Below are 20,517 nucleotides of genomic sequence, written 5' to 3'. Positions count from 1 at the left end.
CGGCTCTCTGAGCAGTGGAAGCCTGTCCCCTTTCCAACCGCTTCCTCCTAACCCCTACGACTTACTCCGGAATTCGCTGTTGCGGTTCTAGGCCAATCGGCACAACAATCTGATTAGGAGTCGTCCGCGACTCCTGAAAATGTCGGGAATCTGATCGTGGGGGGCGAAGCATGGTTCAGACCAGCAGTCGTTCGCATGCGGTGACCAAAGGTCAGCATCGAACGGGGGAAACGACTGCAACGAAGTCTGCCGTCAAAGGCTGTTGCGCTTTTCTGCTGATGGTGATGCTGGGGGCCTGCGGCACACCGCGCGACTTCACGATCTATCAGGAAAGCATCGGCGAGTTCCAGAGCGCGACGGATCGGACCGCCTCGGTCGCGCTCGACTATGTCCAGAGCATCAACACCTTCGAACGGGGCTACGAGCTCAAGCTGCTGCGTGAAGACCCGAGCCGGCAGCTGAACATTTCCAAGCTGTCCGAGCCGATCCTCTCGCCGCAGGCCCTCGCCGCCAGAGACCGCGCTTTCGGGATCCTGAAGCAGTACACGCAGATGCTCGCCGCCTTGGCTGAGAGCGACGTGAGCGAACGTTGGAAGTCAGCCAGCGAACGGGCCAAAATCTCCGCCGATACGCTGTTGACCGACCTCAACGCCGACAGCGGTATCCTGGGAAGCCTGCCCATCGGCGATATCACCAGCCCCCTGAAGGTGATCTCCGATACCATCGCAACCGAAATCCTGAACGCCAAGCGGTCCACCGCCTTGGATGCGGCGATCACGAAAGCCGCACCGGCGATCCAGGAGATTTCGGCAAAGCTGCGCGAAGATCTCGCTTTCGTTGTCCGTCAGCGCGATTCGGTAAAACAGTTGGAGGTCGCGGAGCTGACGATCCGCTATGCCCAGGCGCAGGAAGCCGGCAACAATACCGCCCGGCTCAACACCCTGAGCAAGATTGATCAGGCCCTGGAGGCACGCACCCAAAGCCTCTCGACGTTGCAGGGACTCATTCAAACCCTCGACCAGTTCGACGTCGCCCACGATGCCTTGGTGCGTTATGCGAAGTCGGATAAAGGCCCGCAGGATCTCTCCGATCTCGTGACCATCGTGCGCGGCTACTCGGACTCCGCCAAGGATGTATTTGATTCCTTCAAGCGGTTGAACGCCGCAGCGTCCTCTTAGCCCCGATTGCCGGGAAGCAAGCGTTAGGGATGCCACTGCCTGAGAACCGCCGGAGCGGGCAAACACAATGGGGAGGAAACCGTGCCTGAAGTGAAAGCGTCCAAAGCTCTGCGTGACGACGTCTACAAGTCGTTCGAAGAGATGGTTTTGAAAGCGATGGCGCCGGACATACCCATTCCTCAACGCCAGGCCCTGTTCAACAGGGCGCAGGAGTTGCGGGCGCAATGGGTCGAGTTGTCGGCCGCACGCTTCAACAGCGATGCCGTTGTCTTCACAAAGGCACAGCAGAAGGTTTTTGAGGCGACAACCGATCTGCGCCAGGCGACCAAGGACCTGGACGATGCGGTGAAGATCGCCGAAAAGGCGACCAAGGTTTTCGGGCTGCTCGACAAACTGCTGAAGAAAGCCGTTAAGTTCGCCGCGCCCGTGTTCTAGGGCATGCTCTTGGGAGAGCCAAAATGACCGATCAAGCCGAATTCGAACTGGGCCTAGTGATGGCCGGCGCCATTTCCGCCGGTGCCTACACCGCGGGTGTGATGGACTTCATGATCGAGGCGCTGGACAGCTACTACGCCGCGCGCGAGCGCGCGGACTGGAGCGGACCGCGCCATCGGGTCAAGATCCCCGTCTTGGCCGGCGCCTCGGCAGGCGGCATGACCTCTGCGATTTCAGCCGTTCACTTCATGCACGACCTCGCCCACCAACGCCCGGGACACGATACGGCCAGCCCCAAGAGCAACCAGCTCTATAATTCCTGGGTCAGAGAAATCGACATAAAAAAACTGCTCGGGACCAGCGATGTCGAGAAGCGCCGTGCCCTGGTTTCCGCACTGGATTCAACGGCGCTGTGGGATATCGCCAGCAGCGCTTTGGTGGTGGACGGCGAAAGACGCAAGCGGCCCTGGGTCGGCGATCCTCTGGCGCTGTTCCTGACCGTCGCAAACCTGCGCGGCGTCCCCTATGGCTTTCAGCTCTTCGGCGCCGGCAGCAGCGATACCTATGGCATGACCAACCATATGGACGACATGCGTTTCGCCGTCACCTGGGATGCCGATACGCCGCCGGGGTTTCTGCCCCTGAGCCCTGCCGACTGCCCCGGTGGAAACTGGCCGACACTGGCCCGCGCGGCCCTCGCCACCGGCGCCTTTCCGATCGGTCTCGCGCCGCAGATCCTGACCCGCAAGGGCGGCGACTACTTCAACCGTCATGACATGCGTGATCCGGCCTTCGGCAACCCCAGCCCCGACACCTATGACTTTCTCTGCGTCGACGGCGGCCTGATGAATAACGAACCCCTGGAACTGGCGCGGCGTCACCTTTCCGGCGGCGGCCGGGTCCGCAACCCGCGCGAAGGAGAGGCAGCCCAGCGCGCTGTTATCATGATCGACCCCTTCCCCAACAAGCTCGAGTTCGATCCCGAAGCCGACAACGACGACCGCTTGCGCACCATCCTGCCCAAGATGTTCGGCGCTTTGGTCGATCAGGCACGCTTCAAACCGGAAGAACTCGAATTGGCCGAGCAGTCAGATGTCTATTCCCGCTTTATGATTTCGCCATCCCGGCGAGACGCCGATGGGCGGCAGGCAGAGTATGCCATCGCCTCGGCAACACTCGGCGGTTTCGGCGGTTTCTTTGAAGAATCTTTTCGCCGACACGACTATCTGTTGGGGCGCAAGAACTGCCGTTCGTTCCTGCGGCGGTACCTGGTGCTGCCTGAGATCAACCCGCTGTTTGCGGAGATGACCGCCGATCAACGCAAAGCCTGGTATGTGCGTGAGCACAACGGGGAAAAGCGGATGGTGCGCGATTCAAATGGCAATCTGCATCCGGCGCTTCCGATTATTCCCCTGACCGAGGACCTGGCTGCCTCGGAAGAGATTCCGGCAAGCGAAGCCCCCAAGCCTGAGAGGGTCGATATGGATCGCATCCGTGATCAGGTGCGCCGCCGGATAAAAGCCCTGGGTGAAATCGCCATCGACGAGGAACTGCGCCCGGTGCTTAACGGCGTGCTCCGCTTCGCCGGCAAGATGGTGCTCAGATGGTCCCTGGAAAAGAAGCTGACGGAAAAGGTCATGACCAAGATCGCGGCCGGGCTGGCGCCGTTGCGTGACCCTGCCCGCCGTGCGGAGGATGATGGCCCCTAAAAGCCGGGAGGCCGCGCGGCATTTGCCAGATCACGCGGGTTTGATACACCAGAGGACCGATTCGGGCGACCCCGCGCCGGATAGGCCTGGGCGAGCGGGCCACCAAAACCTATATGGGACAAAGATTGAAGTGTGCCGGGAGAGCCCGGGCCACCTGTAGATGCCCCCTCTTGAGGAGAGACGCCGTAATGAACCTCCGGAATTCCGAATTTCAGGCCACCAAGCTGTCGGTCACCCTGTCGGGCGCCGCCATGGTTGCCCTGCTGCTGGGCGCCTGTTCCGCGCCTTCCAGCAATGCCTACGGCAACCGGGATGCCTTGAATTCCGCGCCGTTCTGGGAGCGCAACGAGCAGCGCGACTAACCACTGCAATGCGTCAAGGCAGCATGGTGGAAGCAAACACAGTGCTGAAGACTGGAGTTTGGCGCGCCCGGCAGGATTCGAACCTGCGACCTACGGATTAGAAGTCCGTTGCTCTATCCAGCTGAGCTACGGGCGCCCGGAAAGGAATATGGTTGGCCGCCTGGGGAGCAGCCGCATTACAGCACAGGCTCTAGTGAGTCCAGCGCCCCATGCGATCGTACTTGAAGTTATCCGCGTAAGCTCTTGCTTTAACTTTTCTTTCTCGCGGCTTCTCCACGCTATACATCAAGCCCTCGGCTTTCGCGTAGTCGATAGCCTCCTCAAGGGATTCAAAGCGCAGGCGCAGCTGGGCCCGCGTGTCTGCAGACGATGTCCAACCCATGAGCGGCTCTACCTGACGGGCAGCCGTCGGCTCAAACTCCATCATCCAGACCTTGGCCCTGGCCCGGCCGGACTGCATGGCGGTCTTCGGTGGCTGATAGATACGGACTTGCATAGCGATCCCACTTTTTTAGCAAGGGCAACGGCAAAACGGCACCCTTTCTGATCCGGGCCGCATGATAGCCGCTGCCCTGCCCCGCGCAACGATTTTGATGATGCACCGGGAGTCGTGAAATCTCTGCTAAACCGCCGCCAGAGCAGGTTCGTCAGATACCGAAGCAGCCTCAGCCGGGGCGAAGTCGACGTGAATGTGATTTCCGTCCGGATCGTGAATGTTGACCTGAATGATCCCGAAGTCGGGCACGACACCAATTTGATAGTCGCAATCCTGTCCGCGTAGCTGGGAAAGAAAGTCAGCCAGGCCGGAAGCGGAAAAAGCAAAATGCTCAAGCCGCAAATCCCCTCCTGGTTCCGGCGCGTTCCCCACCTCGATCAGATGAACCACGGCAGTATCGCCGCAATAGAGCCAAGCGCCAGGGAAACCAAACGGCGGCCGCGCCCCCGCGGTGAAACCAAGCACCGTCTCATAGAAGGCAATCATCGGCGCGAGGCTGGCGGTACGGATATTCACATGGTCGAGTTTGGCAAGCGCCATGACGGACCTCCTTCTTGGAATGGGCTTATTAACTTCAACATAGCAACGCTAACCAGCGCGATGCACCACCTCGAAACGCTCGAACAGCAACTCGCTCTCGGCCTCGTCGAAGGGCAGGCCGATTTCCACAGAACGCCTGGCAAAGAATTCGCGATGGCCATCGAGCCACCACGCCAGCGTGCGATCCCCCTCTCCTTCGTCCCAGGCGAAGGCCTCGTCGGCGGAGAGCAGCGACCCCCGGCGGGTTTCGGTGACCCGGATCGTGCAGCGCGGTCGCCCGGCCCCATCCAGGACGATGAAGTGGTCGCCCACCTCGGCCAGCACCTCGCCGTCCAGTTCCGCATCAGCGATCCAGCCGACCGTGGCCCGCTTGGGCCCCGAGACAACCAGCTCGACCAATTGATCGGCAAGGTCCGGCGAATCGCCGAAGCGAAAGGCTTCGACAACGGTGTCGGCTTCGAGACCCAGATCTGCCTTCATCCGCACCCTATAGGCCGCAACCTCTGCAGCTTCACTCATCAACGCAACTCCACGAACCAGATGGCTTTGGATGGGCAGGATAGCGATCTTGCCTTGCACTGCAAGAATGGCTAGGACGAGCCCTCTATCCCAAACACAGCGAGCGAGCGGACCAGTGAGCTACAAGCGACGCACCCTTCTCAGCGACCGGGAACTTTGGGATCAAAAAGCCGATGACTGGCACATCCAGGTCGGCGACGACGGCGACCGCAACCGGCGCTACAACAGCGACCCGGTTCTCTGGCGGTTTATGGGGCCAGTCAAAGGCCTGGACGTTCTGGACGCCGGCTGCGGGACCGGCTACCTGTCACGCCAGTTGGCGCTCAAAGGCGCCCGGGTAACCGCCGTGGACCTGTCGGCGGTCATGACCGGCTTCAGCCGGCGACTGGCCGCAGAACGCAATCTTACCATGTCCGTTTTTACCGAGAGCTGCGAGACGCTCTCCCAGGTTCCCGATGCCAGCCAGGACCGCCTGGTCTCAAACTATGTGCTGCAGGACCTACCGGACTACCGTGCCGCGCTGTCCGCTGCACAACGGGTGCTGCGGCCCGGTGGTCGTGCAGTATTCATCCTTCTCCATCCTTGCTTCCCTTTGTCCGACAAAATGGAGCAGGAAGACGGCACGATCAGCTTTCACTGGGAATCGAGTTACTTCGACGAAGCCGCCCTGGAAGAGCCGCCCTGGAATCACTTCACCACGGTATTCACCAGCTATCATCGCCCCCTGTCGGCTTACTGGCGGGCCTTCACCGAGGCCGGTTTCCGGATTCTCGACTTCGACGAACCAGTAGCGTCGCCGGATGGGGAGCTGCCGTCTGAGCTGCTGAAGCGCTTCCGGATGCGGCCGAATTCCGTCGCTTTCCATCTGGAAAAGCCCGGATCGCCATAGCTTGCGTCAAAATTAGGGTGATGGTCGGGGCGAGAGGATTCGAACCTCCGACATCCTGCTCCCAAAGCAGGCACTCTACCAGGCTGAGCTACGCCCCGTTGGCCGGAAACCTAGGGGTTCAAGCCGATTTCGGCAAGCGGCAAAAAGACCGGCAGGATGCCTGCCGAAATCAGGGAAAAGACCGCCACCATAACGCCCATCGGGCCCAGCTCTTCTAATACTGTGCGGCTGCGCCCGCGTAGAGCGGGATCCTCCGGCTCCAGTCTCGTCACTCACATCAGTGAAAAGCGAAGAAACTGGCGGCCCGTGACAATCTTGGCACCTGGATCCAGAGTTTGTCCCTTGCCCCGCAAGAGCGAGTAATCGATTTTTCTCCCCGGAGGAACCTGATGAGTAAGCGCTTGTGATACCTGCCTTTGCGGGCCCCACCAAAGTATTGATCGTCGGCGATCTCTTTGGTGGCGATCTTGCCGACAATCACTACATGATCATGCCCAAGCTGTTGCACGGATTTGCCCGGGCCGGCTGCGCTGTGCATGCGTTCAATGATCGTGAGGTCGCGCGAACAAGCACACCGTTCCGGTCCAGCGCCTTCGGTCGCCCTGCAGCAAACCGCAAACTGATCGCTGTCTGCCGGCGCTTCCAGCCGGACCTTCTTCTCCTAGGCCACTGCGAACTGATTTCCAACGAGACAATCCAGTCCATAAGGGGGGAAATGGAGAATGTTCGCGTTGCTTATCGCAATGTCGACTCGCTGGACGATCAACCGAACCTGGACCGCATTCGCCGGCGCGCCAAGGTGGTCGACGCTATTTTCGTGACAACGGCACTTCCCCTACCGACCTTCGGCTCAGACAATACAGCCCCCTCCTACTTTATCCCAAACCCCGTCGACCAGGCGTTGGACGGGGGCCGCTGCTTTGCGCACAGCAATCAGGAAAACGATCTGTTTTTTGCATTGGACGAGGGCCATGCAAATACCGAGCGCGCAAATCTCGCCCGCTCGATCGCAAGGCGGCAACCGTCTCTACGTTTCGACATACGCGGCATCGACGGCCGCCCCTCACTGCGTGGCGCGGCCTATCTGCAGGCATTGACCAATGCGAGGATGGGACTGAGCGTCAGTCGTCAGAACAAGCATTACCTCTATGCATCGGACCGCATGTCACAATACATAGGCAACGGCCTGTTGACTTTCGTCCCGCGTTCGACGGGTTTCAACGACCTCTTTTCCGAAGACGAAGTCGCCTTCTTCGGGGAGCGTGAAGAGCTTCTCGACAAGCTGACACACTTCGAAGAACACGATGGCGAACGCCGACGCGTCGCAGAGGCGGGTTGGCGCGCGGCGCACGCCATGTTCGCTTCTGAGCGGATTGCAAAGTACATCATCGAACGCAGCTTTGATCAGCCTCTTTCCGAAAGCTACCCTTGGCCCACAGAGATTTCCAACCAGACCGCGGTCCGACCAATTTCACGCAGTTCCGGCGATTTCTGACGCGCGTCGACGTTCTGACCGGGATTCTTATCCTTGTCGTCTGCGCCGCCTTCGTGCTGGAGACACGATGGCACCGTAATCTGCTTTACCTGCTCGCCGTTCCAGCCTTTCTACACAGCCTCTGGGGAGCCAATTGGCATGCCGTCTGGGCGGCGCCCATCTTTCGTTTGATCGTTGTCTATCTGGCCTATTTCTGCCTTAGCGCCTTTTGGAGCGTGTCCTTCTCATGGTTGGGGTTTGCCGATCTGCTGCGTGTCGGGCTGCTCTCCCTTATGTTCGTTGCCATCGTTGTGATTCTGGCGACCGCGCAAAACGAGTTCGAAGCAAAGCTCTTTTTCTGGATTTCTGTTACTGCGGGACTGTGTCTCGTGGCGCTCTTTGCGGCAGCCCTTTCAGGTTGGATGGAGCCCGGCAATCGCCTTTCCGGGTTTGGCCTCGCTTCCCACCCGATCATCGGCGCAACGCTCTACGGCATCACATTGCTGGTCTGCGCTTTCGCATTGATACCTTCTGCCCGAGGGGGCTGCGAACGGTTTTTATGGTTCACTGTTATCGCCCTCTGCGCCATCTTCATGCTAATGGCCGGCAGCAGGGGGCCCCTCCTGGCCCTCGGGGCCGCTCTCGCTCTTGGCCTTGCTGTCAACAAAACAAAGTCCGGAGTCCTTGTATTCGCGGTGCTGGGCGTTTTTGGCGCGGCTTTGACAATCGGTCTTGTTGTCGGGGTTGCAAGTATCGAGACCACGCTGACCAGGGGCTTCTCCGGCCATGCTCAGCTATGGCTACAGAGCCTGTCGGCCATCGCCGAACGACCCTGGTTTGGATACGGCGCCCTAACGGACGTCATGTTTGAAAGCACCAACGGTACACAAAGGTCATCCCACAATCTTTATCTGGCAAACCAGTTCTATGGCGGCCTGCCGGCAAGCGTCCTGCTCACTGGGCTACTTGGGGTCTCTGGGCTCGAAGCCATCAGGGCGGCGCGCAACGGAGCACCGATCTACCTGATCCTGTTGACCTTCGGATTGACCTGCGCGTTCTTTGATACCCGCAGCCTGGTGCAGAACCTTGGTCGGGAGTGGCTCACTATCTGGCTGCCCCTGGCATTGCTTGCGGGCCGGCAGATAAGAGCAAAGCACGGCCAAAGCGGCATGGCCACCAACCCGACGGTCTAGTCCAGGTCTTTCGGCAGAGAGCCGAACACTGCACGGGCCAACGCCTTTGCCTCCGCGTCCATCGGGCGTGGGTTCAGGTCTACGCCCTCAGCCAAGGTGTCGGTGATGATGCGCAAGGCTTCGATCCGCGCATGCTTTTTGTCGTTCGCGGAAATGACATGCCAGGGCGCGGTATCCGTGGAGGTTCGCCGCACCATCTCGTTGATGGCCTTCTCGTAGTCATTCCATTTCTCGCGGTTGCGAAAATCTTCATAGGTGAGCTTCCAGCGCTTCATCGGATCGTTCAAACGCTCTTCGAAACGATGCAACTGTTCATCCGCGGTAATGTGCAGGAAGATCTTGACGATCCGGGCGCCGTCATCGCGCAGCATCTTCTCAAACTCGTTGATTTCCCCGTAGGCACGTGACCATTCCGCTTTCTCGGCAAAGCCTTCGACCCGCTCGACCAACACCCGCCCATACCATGAACGGTCGAACACCGAGATCGCGCCCACCGGTGGCACCCGTTCCCAGAAGCGATAGAGATAGTGACGCACCTTATCGACGTCGGTCGGTGCTGCAATGGGCCAGACTTTGAAGCCGCGCGGGTCCATCACCGCCGACATACGGCGGATCGTGCCCCCCTTGCCAGCCGCGTCCCATCCCTCGAAGACCACGATTCCGCGGTCGCCGGTACACAGGTAAGCCTGCTGGATCTGGCGCAGAAGCTGCTGAAGCTCTTCAAGCTCACGCAGATAGGGGCCGCGCCTCAGGTGGGCGGCGACATCAAGGTCGGCCAGGTGAAACTTCTTCCCGGCGGCTGGATGCCGCTTTTTGTGGGCCGACATGGGTATTTCCCCAGAAAATTGAGCGCATTATTAGGATTCAGCCTAAGGATCAGCAATCGAAGCAGCAAGAGGTGGCACACGACGGAGGTTAGGGGTCGGCTATACAAAAAAGGCCTGGATACCAATCTGCGCCTTCCTTTCTTTACACTTTCAGGATATTAGGTGTCCGATAGTGGGAGAGTCGCCTCTTTTCGACCGCTGGGGGGTGGAGCGAAAGGCAGGGGATAATGCGTAACGTAAGACGTGTCGCCGTTGGCGCCACGCCTTCGGGGTTTATGGGTAGCCGACGCAAGGCTGCTCTAGGGGCACCGGTTCTAAACCTTATGTGTGGGACAGCCTTGGTGGCTGGCCTGACTTTTTGCGTGCAGGACGCCTGGGCCCAGGATTGGGTCCCGGAGCTGCAGGCCGCGACCGGCGAAACACACGGGCGCAACGATCCGATCGTCATCATCCTACCGGACGATCTCGATCCGGCAGTGTATCCGCGCCTAGCCGTCGAACTGGACGACATCGACGTAACCGCTTTTGCGGTGACCGCCCCTGGCCAACTGACGCTCAATCCGCCAGAGGCGCTTTCGACCGGCGAACACGTTGTACGCCTCGTCGAACGGGGTGAAGACGGCAGCATCGTGGAACGGGGCGCCTGGTTCCTGGAGGTGCGACATTCGGAACTGATCCGGGATCTGTCGGTGAGAGCCGACCTCGCAGGCGAAGTCAATGCGCGGGTCCTGGACGGCGGCATCGACACGCCCCCTCAACATGTCACGGCAGAAAGCGGCGGCAACCTGGAAGCAGCCGCGGGCGACGAGAACTGGCGCGTATCCCTGCAAGGCAACTATCTCTACAACTCCCAACTTGAATTGGGCCTCAACGAGCGCAACATCGACCTCGGCGAGTACCGCCTGGACGGCGACTATGAAAACGAGGACTTCTTTGCCGGCCTGACCGCCGGTAATCATGATACCGGCATTGAAAGCCTGATCATGTCGGGCTTCAACCGGCGTGGCGTTTCCGTCAGGGCCGGTACCGCCGACGAAAGAATCAGTGCAACCGGATTCATGCTGCGCACGGAATCCATCGTCGGCACGCGTCACGTCCTGGGCATCAGTCACGACGAAGATCGCATCGAAGGCGGTTCGATCTCGGTAAGGCCCATCGAGGCGCTCAAGGACAACATCCTGCTCACGGGAATCTACTACAACGGCGAAGGCAGTGACGGCGGCTTTGGTATCGGCACCGACGAAGTGATCAATGACGGTGACGGCTGGTCGGTCGCAGCCGACACCCTTTGGTTCGACGAAGCCCTGCGGGTTCGCGGTGAGTTTGCCGAAGCGACCTTCGACTTCGACGGCAAGGACACGGGCTTTGCCCCGGAAACCGCGAATGCCTACTCTGTGCTGGCCTCGCTCGAGCCGCTGCGCGGCAGCACCCTGGGTGGCAGTACCTTCAACTGGACCTTCGGCGCACAGCGCGAGCAGGTCGATACCTTCTTCCAGAGCCTCGCCAACCCCTCGCTGCAGGCCGACCGGGAAACGACCTCGGTCTTCACCGACTTTTTCTGGGACGAATTCGCCGCCCAGCTGCGCGTCGACCACCAGCTCAGCAATGTCGACGACTTCGACTTTCTGCCGACCGACCGCACCGTAAATGCTTACTTCAACGGGACTTATACGCCCTTTGTTGAGCCCCTGGAGGACGGCAGCCTGCCATGGTTCGGTCAGCCGTTCTTCGGCCTGACAGCCAGCGTAACGGACATCGAGCGGGTCGAGACCTCCAGTGACTTCCCGGAAGACGACGCCGACAATCAGAGCCGTTCGCTGACCTTGAGCACAGGCTCCAACTACGCCACCTGGAGTTGGAACCTTTCGCATACGCTCTACACCTTTGAGGACCAGACCGGCTTCAGCAGCGATTCTATCAACAATACCACAGGGTTAAGCGCCTATATCCTGATCGACGATTGGCTTACCCTGTCGCCCAACGTGCAGTACGATGTCTTCGAGGATCGCGATCTCCTCAAAACCAGCCGCACGATCAATGCCGGCCTTTCCGCCGATATCACAGTGATCCCCGAGACCCTGACGGCTTCATTGAACTATAATTTGAACGTTCGCACCGGCGACGGCGACACACCGGACAGCAGCAGCTTCGGCGGCGAGGTCGTCTGGACCCTGCGCGAGCCTGATGCAAACAAGCTGGGTGTCGCCCTGGCCTTCAACGGTTTTCTTCAGGAAACCAGGAACGATGACTTTGAGAGCTTGGAAGACGATGTTCAGTACCAGGCCTTCACGACACTCCGGCTCTCGTTGCCGGTGAGCTATTGAGGGGCTTAACCATGCGGAGATCGTTGCTCGGTATTTCGGCGCTGTTAATCGGCTTGGCCTGTATGCTGATCATGGCACCGGCGTCGCAGGCGCAGACCCTTAACGTCACTGTGACGCCGGACCGGGCCGGTATCTCGCTAACAGGACCTTCGACCGTCACCGTCGTCTGGCAACTGACGCGGCTTTCTCCTACTGCGCTTCCCGGAACCAGTTCTTCACCCAATGCACAACTCTTCGTCGGTGGGCTCTTGGCCGGCACGGTCGGCGGCACGCTCTCACGTTCCTTCACCGGTGCGGGCGGGATGACCGAGGTCAGGTCCGCGACCGAGACAATCGTTATCCCCCAGGGTGTCGCTTTTCGCGCTGTAAAATCCGGAGCGCCGATCCTCCTTACACGAACTTTTACGGACACCAGCGCGCTCCCCCCCGACACGGCAGCGGTCGCTCTCTTTCCGACAGGTCCCGGCTCGGAGCCCTTCTCGATCAGCCGCCTGTCCCTCACCTTCGACGACCGCTCCCGGGTGAAAGTCCTGCCGAAGGGCAGCCGGCTGCGGGCCGTGGCGGAGATCAACACAACGGGCACCGGCCTTATTGTCGGGCAGTGGGAATATGCCCCGGCGACAACGACCGCCGGTACGCCGATTTTCCGCCCCCTCGCCCTGGTGCGCCAGAACGTCGCCGGCGGCCGGCGCGTTCTTATCACCAGCCCGGCGCTGCCGACGCGCTTTGAGGGAACCAATCTCGTCCGCTTGAACATTACGGAGCCCGGCAGAGTCTTCGATGAGCCGGAACTGCAGTACTACGTGACGCCGGAAAGCCCGCTGCCCGACCAGCAGGAACCCCGCCTGCTGTTGATCACCAGCCCAAGCGAAGGCACCCCGCTAACCCAGACAACCCGGTTTGCCTGGCAGGCCGTGCCAGGGGCGGAGGCCTATAAGCTTGAGCTCTATCGGGGCGACCCAGGGCCCGCCGAACTCCCTGTCGCCCAGGATGAGGTCGTTGCCAACCTGCCCCTGGATCCCGCACCCGATGCCGCACCGTCAGGGAATGGACCGCTGACCGGGATCGTCCTGCCCGGCGCCGTTACCGAAACCCGCCTGAAGGACTTCACCCTGGCCCACCTGCCCCCGGACAGGCGCTACCGCTGGATGGTTAAGGCGATCGGTAAGGATGGGGTGATGCTGGGGGCAAGCGAAGTGAGAGAAATTTATAAGCCATAGAAAGGCTTGCCGCCTGCCGTTGAACCCCGGAGAGGTCAAGCACGACCTACCGGGAGCAGTCACCCCTGATAAGCAGGAAATGGCTGATTAATCGGAACGTCAGGCAAGGAACAGAATTATGGGCGCCCAGAAAACCCGCCTCACCCTCGCGAAAGCCGCCGTCTTGACGGCTGTCGCCCTTTCCGTCATCCCGGCGGAAGCCTCCGTCAATTCGGTGACGGCAACCCCCGCCAAGGTGCAGGTGGCCACAAACGGCGCCAGCAGCGTGGCCGTTTCCTGGCAGGTGGGCAGATCGTTTATGACCTCGCCCCCTCTGCCCGCAACCATTGCGTCGCAACAAGCCCAGTTGCTGATCGGCGGCGCCGTGGTCGGTACCGTCTCACGGCGGCTGGAACAGACCACCGAGGGCCTTACCTCCCCCGAGAACCTGATCTTCAGGGAAACGCTGCAGATTCCCCGCGCGCTGGTGTACCGGGCCATCAAACAGGACAGCCCCATCGTCGTCCGCCGGAACTTCAACGACAGCGCGGAAAGCGGCGATGAAAACGGTGATCTTCTGGTGGTACCGGCGGGGCCTGGCTCAGCGCCTTTCTCGGTTCAGCGCCTTTCCCTGACCTTCGACGATCAGTCGCGGACCCGCGTTCTGTCCAAATACAGCGACCTGCGGGCTGTGGTCGAATTGAATACGACCGGCGTCAGTCTGCTGTCCGGTGTCTGGGAAGTGGCCGATGGCAACACAACGGCGGGCGCCCCGACATTTCGTCCGCTCACCCTGGTGCGTCAGGGTGTCGGCGGCAGCGGTCGGACGGTAATCACCAGTCCGCGCCTGCCGACCGCCCTTGAAGGCACCAATCTCGTGCGCTTTCGGATCACCAATCCGGAAGTCTCCGTGGAACAGCCGGCGCTGCAATACTATGTGACCCCGCGCAGTTTTGCCGGCGATCAAACGCCACTGCGTGAAATCCTGGTGAGCGGACCGCGCCCAGGGGAAGCGCTGAGCAGTGAAACACGCTTCGCCTGGTCGGGCCTGCTCGGCGCCGAGGCCTATCATGTTGAGCTCTTCGCCACGCCGGCAGGGCCGGCGGAACCGGCCGACCCGAATGCGGTTGCCGCACAGGTTTCCGGTCCTATTTCTGACGACACAGCCGGACAAGCTGCGTTGGTTGGGACCTTCGTCCCAGGCGATCAGACGGAAGCAAACCTGGCGGAATTCTCTGTTGCGCACCTGCCTTCGGACCGAAGCTACCTCTGGAAGGTCAGCGCGATTGATGCTAATGGCGCAGTCATCGGGATCAGTTCCGTCAGGGAGATCTACAAACCCTAGTGCAATGGGCCCAAGATGCGGCGCTTGCTTTGCGGCGTGTCTTGAAAACTTAATTGCACTAGATTCAAATAGTTAGTGTCCTGGTCCTGGAATCCGCATCGTCGAATTCCAGGTCTGGGACACTCGGCGGTCAAGGCCCGGACCGCCGATAGCAGTGGGAGCTGTTATTGGCACAGGAAGATCAAGAATTGCTGGCCCGCATGGCCAACGGCGACCAAACCGCCCTGGACGAGTTCTACCAGCAGTATGAAGGGCGGGTTTACCGATTTATCAGATCTAAATTGAACGATTCCTTCGATGCCGCCGACGTACTCAATGAGGTTATGTTCGAGGTCTGGCGCAGCGCCGGGCGGTTTGAAGGAAGATCGGCGGTGAGCACATGGGTACTTGGAATCGCTCACCACAAAGCAATCGACCGGATCCGCCGTCGCAAACCAGGTGAGAACGTCGAGTTGGACCCGGAGATCGCAGAAGACGATGCACCAAATCCGGCAGAAGCGCTCTCGGCAGCCCAGAACGCCAAGCAGGTACGTCACTGTGTCGATCAACTCTCAGAGGCACATCGCAGCGTGGTTCATCTGGCTTTCTTCGAAGACCTCCCCTACGGCGAAATAGCTGACATCGTCGGCTGCCCGGAGGGAACCGTGAAGACCAGAATGTTTCACGCGAAAAAGGCACTGATGAAGTGTCTTGCGGGGCTCAAAGAGATGGGACTGTTGTGATGGCTGAGAACGGAAAAAGAGACGAGGAGCTGGACCTCTTACTGCCCTGGTATGTGAACGGCAGCTTGTCGGCGGAAGAGCGGACGGCGGTCGAGGCCTACCTGGAAAGCAATGTGCAGGCCCGCGAGGAAGTCGCGTTGCTGTCTGCAATGCGTCAGAACGTGAAGGAGCAGCCGCTGGAGAACAGCCCGGGTGATCTCGGACTGCAGCGCCTGAAGCGGGAAATCAAAAGAGGTGACCAACAGCAGGCACCGACGACCGGTAAGGTCGTGGCGATCTCGTCCTGGTGGCGCCCCCTGGCGGTTGCCGCCTGCCTGGCCGTGGTCGTGCAAGCCGGCGTGATGATCAGTGTCAGCGACCGTACCGGCGGCGATGTAGGTATTGCCGGGGTCAACGGCCCGGTGCTGCAAGTGACTTTCGCGCCGACAGCGACCGAACAGGAGATCCGCGAGGTCCTGCAGTCAGCCGGCACCACCATCGCCGACGGCCCGACGGCCCTCGGGATTTATGGGCTGCGCCTGCTGGCTCCCGGAAATGAATCGGCAAACATCGAAGAAGCGCTGGTGAAGTTGAAGGCGCGCGGCGACGTGGTCACTTTCGCCGAGAGGAACTAACCAGTGTTGGGGGCCCTGCGGTTTGCGGGCTTTTTGGCGGTTGCACTGTCTTTGGCGACCACGGCCACCGCACAGAACACGACCCATGACCCGCGGAATGCGCCCCGAATTACCGGGATCGGCGTGATCAGTTGTGTCGAGCCGGGCGACCGCATTGTCGTCAAGGGCAGCAACTTCGGCCGCGCCGGCGGAAAGTCGCTCATTCTGAAAGACTCCTACGTCCGCGTAGAACTGCCGGTTACCCGCTGGACCGACAGAAGCATCGTCGCGACCCTGCCCCGCCACAGTGCCCTGTCCCCGGGCGCCTGGTATCAACTCGGCATCGAGAACAAAAGGAGCGGCGAGTGGACCAGCGCCCAACGCCGGCCGCTCCAGATCTGTGCGGTCAAGGACACAGACACCCAAGTCGATGCGTCCGGCAATCCGATCGATCCAGGCCGGGGAACCGGCACCCCGGACCGGCGACCGGTCGATCCGCCGCGTGAGGAGCGCCCGACGGGTACCAAACGCCCCTCCACCGCCACTCCGGGCACGCCCCCACAGCAGCCGCCCGGCCCGTCGGTCCCCAACCTGCCGCCACTGGCCGTTCCCGGCACAGCCGCTGCCGATCAGGAGGATGACGAGGTTCTGGCCATCACCGGCACCTTGGCGGAAGCCACCGCGCTGGCACAGCAGTTGACCGGCCTTGGCTATGCCGTGCGGTCGCTGCAGGAGTTACCGGTTCTGGGCTTTGCCCTTGTCCGCCTCGGCATTCCCGGCGGACAGGACGTCCCGGCTTCACTGGACACACTCCGCCAGAGCTTCCCGGCAACCCTGTTCGACGCCAACACGCTTTACGCACCCCAGGCGGCCGCCGAACCCCGGCACTACGCCAGGGAACTGATCGGCTGGCCCGACGTATCGCAGGCCTGCCGCCTGGAGGTCGATGTCGGGCTGATCGATACCGCCGTCGACCGCAGCCATCCGGCCCTTCGCGACAGCAGCGTACTGGCGCGAAATTTCCTGACCGCCGGATTGAAACCGGCCCCGCCGGATCATGGCACCGCCGTCGCCTCGCTTATTGTCGGCGATCCGGCCTCCAACACCTCCGGCCTGGTACCCTCCGCCCGTCTTTACGCGGCGGCGATTTTCGGTTTAAGGGACAACGACCGCGTGGTCGGCACCACCGATGCCATTGCCCGCGCCATCGACTGGCTGGGCCAGCAGGGCGTTCGCATCGTAAACCTCAGTCTTTCCGGGCCGGGCAACCAGGTTCTGCGCCTGACCGCCCGGCGCGCCCATGAAAGCGGCATGATACTGATCGCTGCCGCCGGCAACGAAGGCCCCAATGCAGCCCCCGTCTTCCCTGCCGGCTATCAGCATGTCGTCGCGGTCACCGCCATCGATGCCGCCCTTCAGCCATACAGCGAGGCCAACCGTGGAGGCTACATCGATATCGCCGCGCCGGGTGTGGACGTCTGGTCCGCGCGCAGCGGCAAGGGCGGGCGCTACAGCAGCGGAACCTCTTTCGCCGCCCCCTTTGTCGCCGCCGCGGCCGCATTGGTCCTGGCACAGGACCCCGACATCACCCCGACCCTGCTGGGACAGAAGCTTACAGGCAGCGCCAGGGATTTAGGCGCCCCGGGCCGTGACAGCACCTTCGGCTGGGGGCTGCTGCAGCCGCTGGGCGGCTGCTGAAATCACTCGCTGACGCAGTCCAGCAGCGGGCCGAGTTGTCCTATCCTTTTGCGGATCGTCGCCGCGCGCCGCGCAACGTAGTCTTCCGGCGGTGAAGCGCGCCACTTCAACGGACTTGGCAACACAGCCGCAAGCTGGGAGGCCTGGCGCAGGCTGAGCTTGCTGGCGCTGACACCGTAGTAAGCGCGCGCCGCTGCCTCGGCACCATAGATGCCCGGCCCCCATTCGGCGATGTTCAGGTAAACCTCCATGATGCGCTGCTTGGGCCAAAGCAGTTCGACGGCACCGGTCAAAGGCACCTCCAGGGCTTTGCGAACAACGCTGCGCCTGGGCCAGAGAAACAGGTTCTTCGCCGTCTGCATGGAAATGGTGCTGCCGCCACCGGCCCGCTTACCCTCGGCATAGGACTTCACCGCCGCTTCCAGGGACAGCCAATCAAAGCCGCTGTGCTCGCAGAACAGATTGTCTTCGGCTGCGACGGCAGCCCGCCTCAGGTTGGGGCTGATGTCCTTCCAGGAAACCCAGTCGCGCTCCAGGCCCTGCCCTTCAAAGAGCCGAATGACCATCAAAGGCGTGATCGGTGGCGGCAGAAACCGGTATACGACAATCAAAGCCGTGGGCAGGAACACCGCAATCAGAAACCCCCAGATCAACCAACGGCGCAACCGGGGAAGGAATGATCGAAACTGAAGGCCCCGCTGGCGGCCCTGCTGATTCGCCGTCCCCCTGCGGCTCTGCCGCTTCGCCGATCCCCCGCGGCTGCGCCGCTTAGTCGACAAGGGATGGCCCGACTGGTCGTTCGACACCCCAGTTGCGCTGCCACTTCAGCAACACCCTGCGGGCCGTGTCCGGCGCCGTACGGTCGTACATGCTGAGAATGGCGGCGATGCGCTCCGGATCGCCGTCGGCATCTCCGCCACGCAGATGATCGGTAAGCAGGAAGATGGATCCGAACAGCAGCTTGTCGACTTCAACCGCGCGACAGGCAATGGCCAGGTCCTCGCCCCCGCCGCCATAGACGATGCGCTGCAGCTGAGGACTGCGCAGATCGGTGAGCTCGCTGAACAGCAGTTCGAAGAGCGGTAGGTTGCCTTTGCGCAGGGCCCTGACGATGGGATGACCGGCCGCCGAGACCTCATCGCCCAGCGCTGCCGCCTGAACCGCTGCCGCATCTCTCTGCAGGTCCGTCTGCGAGTAGCCGTTACCGGCAGTACCGTTCAAGACGTCCTTGCGGGCGCCCGCCTCCTGACCGGCCTCCTGGGCCTCCTCCGGAGCAACCTCGATCACCTCCGGCAGGGGTTGCTGTTCAGGTAACGGGCCGGGTGCCGGTATGGGTGGATTCAAGAGTAAGGGCGGGCCGGCAACCTGGGCCGGAGCCGCCGGCGCTTCATAGACGACAACCTGACGATCGCGCCGCCGCGCCCATAGAACGAGTGTCAGAAGGAACATAACGGCAATGGCCGCCATCATGTAGAGCTGCCGCTCTTCAATGCGTGAAACGGCCGGCGCAATGGACGATGCCGGATTGCCACGCACTTCCGCCAGCTGTTCCTGCAAAACGTCGGCTTCGCCCTCGCGCGCAGAGAGGGCCGCCCCCAAAGCATCCACCTGGGCCTGAAGTGCGGCGACCTGCTCTTGCGCCTCATCCAGTTCACCGACCTGCGACTGCAAGGCCTCGACCTGCTGCTCCGCCTCATTCAGCACCAGCACCCGCTCCTGCAGGGCCGCGACTTCCTGTTCGACCGGCTCCAGCTCGTTCACGCGTTCCTGCAAGGCGGCCAGTTCCAACGCCGCGGCATTGAGCGCTTCGTCGCGCTTGGCAATCTCCAGGGTCGGATCCGGCTGCCGGATCGCCTCCTTCAGACGGGCGGCAAAGGCTCGGAACTCGGCCGTCTCCGACGGGGCCGTCCGCAGCTCAGGTCTCAACAGCAGGGCTTGAAGCGGCAGCTGAGCAGAGACCTCGGTCTGCAGCGACTGCTCGGCTTCAACCGTTCTCACGCGATTCACCAATGAAGCCAGGCTCGGCCCCAACCCCTGGCTGTCCGAAACGGCCGGCGCGCTGCCTGTCAGTCCCGGCGCCCGCTGCCCCGCCCGCAGGGCCAGGATCGAAGTCTCCTGGCCCGCGACGATCTCGTCGGCGGCGCGGTCGACTGTGCCGGGAACGACCGGTTCGCGCCGTTGCGCCATGCGCAGCGCCGGGTCGAGCATCAACCATCCCCGGGTAACGGCGAAGCCGTCCACCAGGGCTACATAGGCAGACCAATCACTGCGCAGAACGTCGGCCGGACCGGCACCATAACGCGCGGCGAAGCTCTGCCTGAGGCCGCGCACTTCAGTAAAGGCGCGCATCTGCCGCCGTGCCCAGTCGTGGCGCCGGGCGGGGTCGCCTTCGGCGATCCGCCGCATCGAAAGACTGAGGTAACTGTCCTTCAAAAAGAAATAACGCGCCAGCTCCGGCCGGCGGGCCGCCTCCTCGGCCAAGGAGGCAAGACTGCCGGAGCGCCTGATATGATCGTCGAACCAGGGCCAGCCTTCGGATTGTTTGGCCTGCGATAAAGCCTGAATCAGAACCGGCAGTAAAAGATCGCTCTGCCCTGTTTCGTTCTGTCCGCTGGTGCGTGCAACCCGCACCAGGCTCGGCAGCCATTGGCCGTCGAGCCGTTCGTCGATCTCAATTTTTCCATCCGACGCCACCCGATGCACACCCTCGGGCAGGTCGACGATGCTAAGGCGCCCGTCATCCAGCAGCTCTGAAAGCTGACGGGCAATCCCCAGATAGTTGCTCCGTAACTCCGCCCAGCGTGCCGAAGCAAAGGTGTTGCTGTCCCGCGCGGCGATCTCGCCGTAAAAAGCCGACAGTCTCTCGGCTTCGGAAATCGCCGTGCGCAGGTCTTCAATGGCCAAGACGCCGCTTGGTTGGGAACCCCGGTCCTGAACCGTTTGTGCGACCGCTACGGACGGCGCGCCGGCAAGTATGAGGCAGCACAAAGCCAGCAGACGGCAGACCTGGCAGA

Annotated in this window: 19 protein-coding genes and 2 tRNA genes; 13 read left to right on the top strand and 8 right to left on the bottom strand. The window is 61.6% G+C overall.

Features of this window, described 5'->3' with window-relative positions:
* The first annotated feature begins 170 nt into the window (after positions 1-170).
* The 4 genes from HBA54_RS01080 (at position 171) to HBA54_RS01065 (ending at position 3,684) form a co-directional block, all read left to right on the top strand.
* Complete coding sequence (locus HBA54_RS01080) at positions 171-1,178, top strand: hypothetical protein (protein ID WP_167220468.1); 1,008 nt, start codon at positions 171-173, stop codon at positions 1,176-1,178.
* An 81-nt stretch (positions 1,179-1,259) separates the two neighbouring features.
* Entirely contained in the window at positions 1,260-1,613 is a 354-nt protein-coding gene (locus tag HBA54_RS01075; protein ID WP_167220466.1) for a hypothetical protein, read from the top strand.
* A gap of 23 nt (positions 1,614-1,636) precedes the next feature.
* Complete coding sequence (locus HBA54_RS01070; RefSeq protein ID WP_167220464.1) at positions 1,637-3,322, top strand: patatin-like phospholipase domain-containing protein; 1,686 nt, start codon at positions 1,637-1,639, stop codon at positions 3,320-3,322.
* Positions 3,323-3,510: 188 nt separating this feature from the next.
* Positions 3,511-3,684, top strand: a complete 174-nt coding sequence (locus HBA54_RS01065) for a hypothetical protein (RefSeq protein WP_167220462.1) — start codon at positions 3,511-3,513, stop codon at positions 3,682-3,684.
* Between the two features lie 59 nt (positions 3,685-3,743).
* Here the strand turns inward: HBA54_RS01065 and HBA54_RS01060 are convergent.
* The 4 genes from HBA54_RS01060 to HBA54_RS01045 form a co-directional block, all read right to left on the bottom strand.
* Positions 3,744-3,820, bottom strand: a tRNA-Arg gene (locus HBA54_RS01060).
* A gap of 54 nt (positions 3,821-3,874) precedes the next feature.
* Positions 3,875-4,180, bottom strand: a complete 306-nt coding sequence (locus HBA54_RS01055) for an ETC complex I subunit (protein ID WP_167220460.1) — start codon at positions 4,178-4,180, stop codon at positions 3,875-3,877.
* A gap of 126 nt (positions 4,181-4,306) precedes the next feature.
* The gene (locus HBA54_RS01050) at positions 4,307-4,720 is read right to left on the bottom strand and encodes a VOC family protein (RefSeq protein WP_167220458.1); all 414 of its coding nucleotides are present in this window, start codon (positions 4,718-4,720) and stop codon (positions 4,307-4,309) included.
* 48 nt (positions 4,721-4,768) lie between these two features.
* Positions 4,769-5,239 carry an ASCH domain-containing protein gene (locus tag HBA54_RS01045; RefSeq protein WP_167220457.1) on the bottom strand — a complete coding sequence of 157 codons (471 nt, stop codon included), beginning with the start codon at positions 5,237-5,239 and terminating at the stop codon, positions 4,769-4,771.
* A 115-nt stretch (positions 5,240-5,354) separates the two neighbouring features.
* Here HBA54_RS01045 and HBA54_RS01040 point away from each other — a divergent pair, with 115 nt between their 5' ends.
* Positions 5,355-6,128, top strand: a complete 774-nt coding sequence (locus HBA54_RS01040; protein ID WP_205944344.1) for a class I SAM-dependent methyltransferase — start codon at positions 5,355-5,357, stop codon at positions 6,126-6,128.
* Between the two features lie 21 nt (positions 6,129-6,149).
* Here HBA54_RS01040 and HBA54_RS01035 read toward each other — a convergent pair.
* Positions 6,150-6,226, bottom strand: a tRNA-Pro gene (locus HBA54_RS01035).
* Positions 6,227-6,564: 338 nt separating this feature from the next.
* On the opposite strand from HBA54_RS01035, the gene HBA54_RS01030 reads away from it, so the two are divergent.
* A complete protein-coding gene (locus tag HBA54_RS01030; RefSeq protein ID WP_167220455.1) occupies positions 6,565-7,623 on the top strand; it encodes a glycosyltransferase family protein in 1,059 nt (352 codons plus the stop codon).
* Positions 7,557-8,795: an O-antigen ligase family protein gene (locus tag HBA54_RS01025; protein ID WP_167220454.1), complete on the top strand. Its 1,239-nt coding sequence runs from the start codon at positions 7,557-7,559 to the stop codon at positions 8,793-8,795. The genes HBA54_RS01030 and HBA54_RS01025 overlap by 67 nt, the downstream gene beginning before the upstream one ends.
* On the opposite strand, the gene HBA54_RS01020 is transcribed toward HBA54_RS01025, so the two are convergent.
* Positions 8,792-9,622 (bottom strand): polyphosphate kinase 2 family protein, encoded by an 831-nt coding sequence (locus HBA54_RS01020; RefSeq protein ID WP_167220453.1) that lies wholly within the window; start codon positions 9,620-9,622, stop codon positions 8,792-8,794. The genes HBA54_RS01025 and HBA54_RS01020 overlap by 4 nt on opposite strands.
* Positions 9,623-9,963: 341 nt before the next feature.
* On the opposite strand from HBA54_RS01020, the gene HBA54_RS01015 reads away from it, so the two are divergent.
* From HBA54_RS01015 to HBA54_RS00990, 6 genes are all read left to right on the top strand, one after another.
* Positions 9,964-11,946: a hypothetical protein gene (locus tag HBA54_RS01015; protein WP_167220452.1), complete on the top strand. Its 1,983-nt coding sequence runs from the start codon at positions 9,964-9,966 to the stop codon at positions 11,944-11,946.
* 11 nt (positions 11,947-11,957) lie between these two features.
* Complete coding sequence (locus HBA54_RS01010; RefSeq protein WP_167220451.1) at positions 11,958-13,166, top strand: hypothetical protein; 1,209 nt, start codon at positions 11,958-11,960, stop codon at positions 13,164-13,166.
* A gap of 118 nt (positions 13,167-13,284) precedes the next feature.
* Complete coding sequence (locus HBA54_RS01005) at positions 13,285-14,490, top strand: hypothetical protein (protein WP_167220450.1); 1,206 nt, start codon at positions 13,285-13,287, stop codon at positions 14,488-14,490.
* 167 nt (positions 14,491-14,657) lie between these two features.
* On the top strand, positions 14,658-15,212 hold the full coding sequence (locus HBA54_RS01000) for a sigma-70 family RNA polymerase sigma factor (protein ID WP_167220449.1): 555 nt from the start codon (positions 14,658-14,660) through the stop codon (positions 15,210-15,212).
* The gene (locus tag HBA54_RS00995) at positions 15,212-15,826 is read left to right on the top strand and encodes an anti-sigma factor family protein (RefSeq protein WP_167220448.1); all 615 of its coding nucleotides are present in this window, start codon (positions 15,212-15,214) and stop codon (positions 15,824-15,826) included. The genes HBA54_RS01000 and HBA54_RS00995 overlap by 1 nt, the downstream gene beginning before the upstream one ends.
* Before the next feature lie 3 nt (positions 15,827-15,829).
* A complete protein-coding gene (locus HBA54_RS00990) occupies positions 15,830-17,503 on the top strand; it encodes a S8 family serine peptidase (protein ID WP_167220447.1) in 1,674 nt (557 codons plus the stop codon).
* Positions 17,504-17,505: 2 nt separating this feature from the next.
* On the opposite strand, the gene mtgA is transcribed toward HBA54_RS00990, so the two are convergent.
* Positions 17,506-18,156 (bottom strand): monofunctional biosynthetic peptidoglycan transglycosylase, encoded by a 651-nt coding sequence (mtgA, locus tag HBA54_RS00985; protein WP_240932435.1) that lies wholly within the window; start codon positions 18,154-18,156, stop codon positions 17,506-17,508.
* A 115-nt stretch (positions 18,157-18,271) separates the two neighbouring features.
* Entirely contained in the window at positions 18,272-20,407 is a 2,136-nt protein-coding gene (locus HBA54_RS00980) for a DUF2336 domain-containing protein (RefSeq protein WP_167220445.1), read from the bottom strand.
* Positions 20,408-20,517 lie beyond the last annotated feature (110 nt).

This window comes from Pelagibius litoralis, from assembly GCF_011683915.1.
Classification (GTDB): Bacteria; Pseudomonadota; Alphaproteobacteria; order Kiloniellales; family Kiloniellaceae; genus Pelagibius; species Pelagibius litoralis.
The sequence above is the reverse complement of the archived record's forward strand: the minus strand, read 5'-3'. Positions and strand labels throughout refer to the sequence as shown.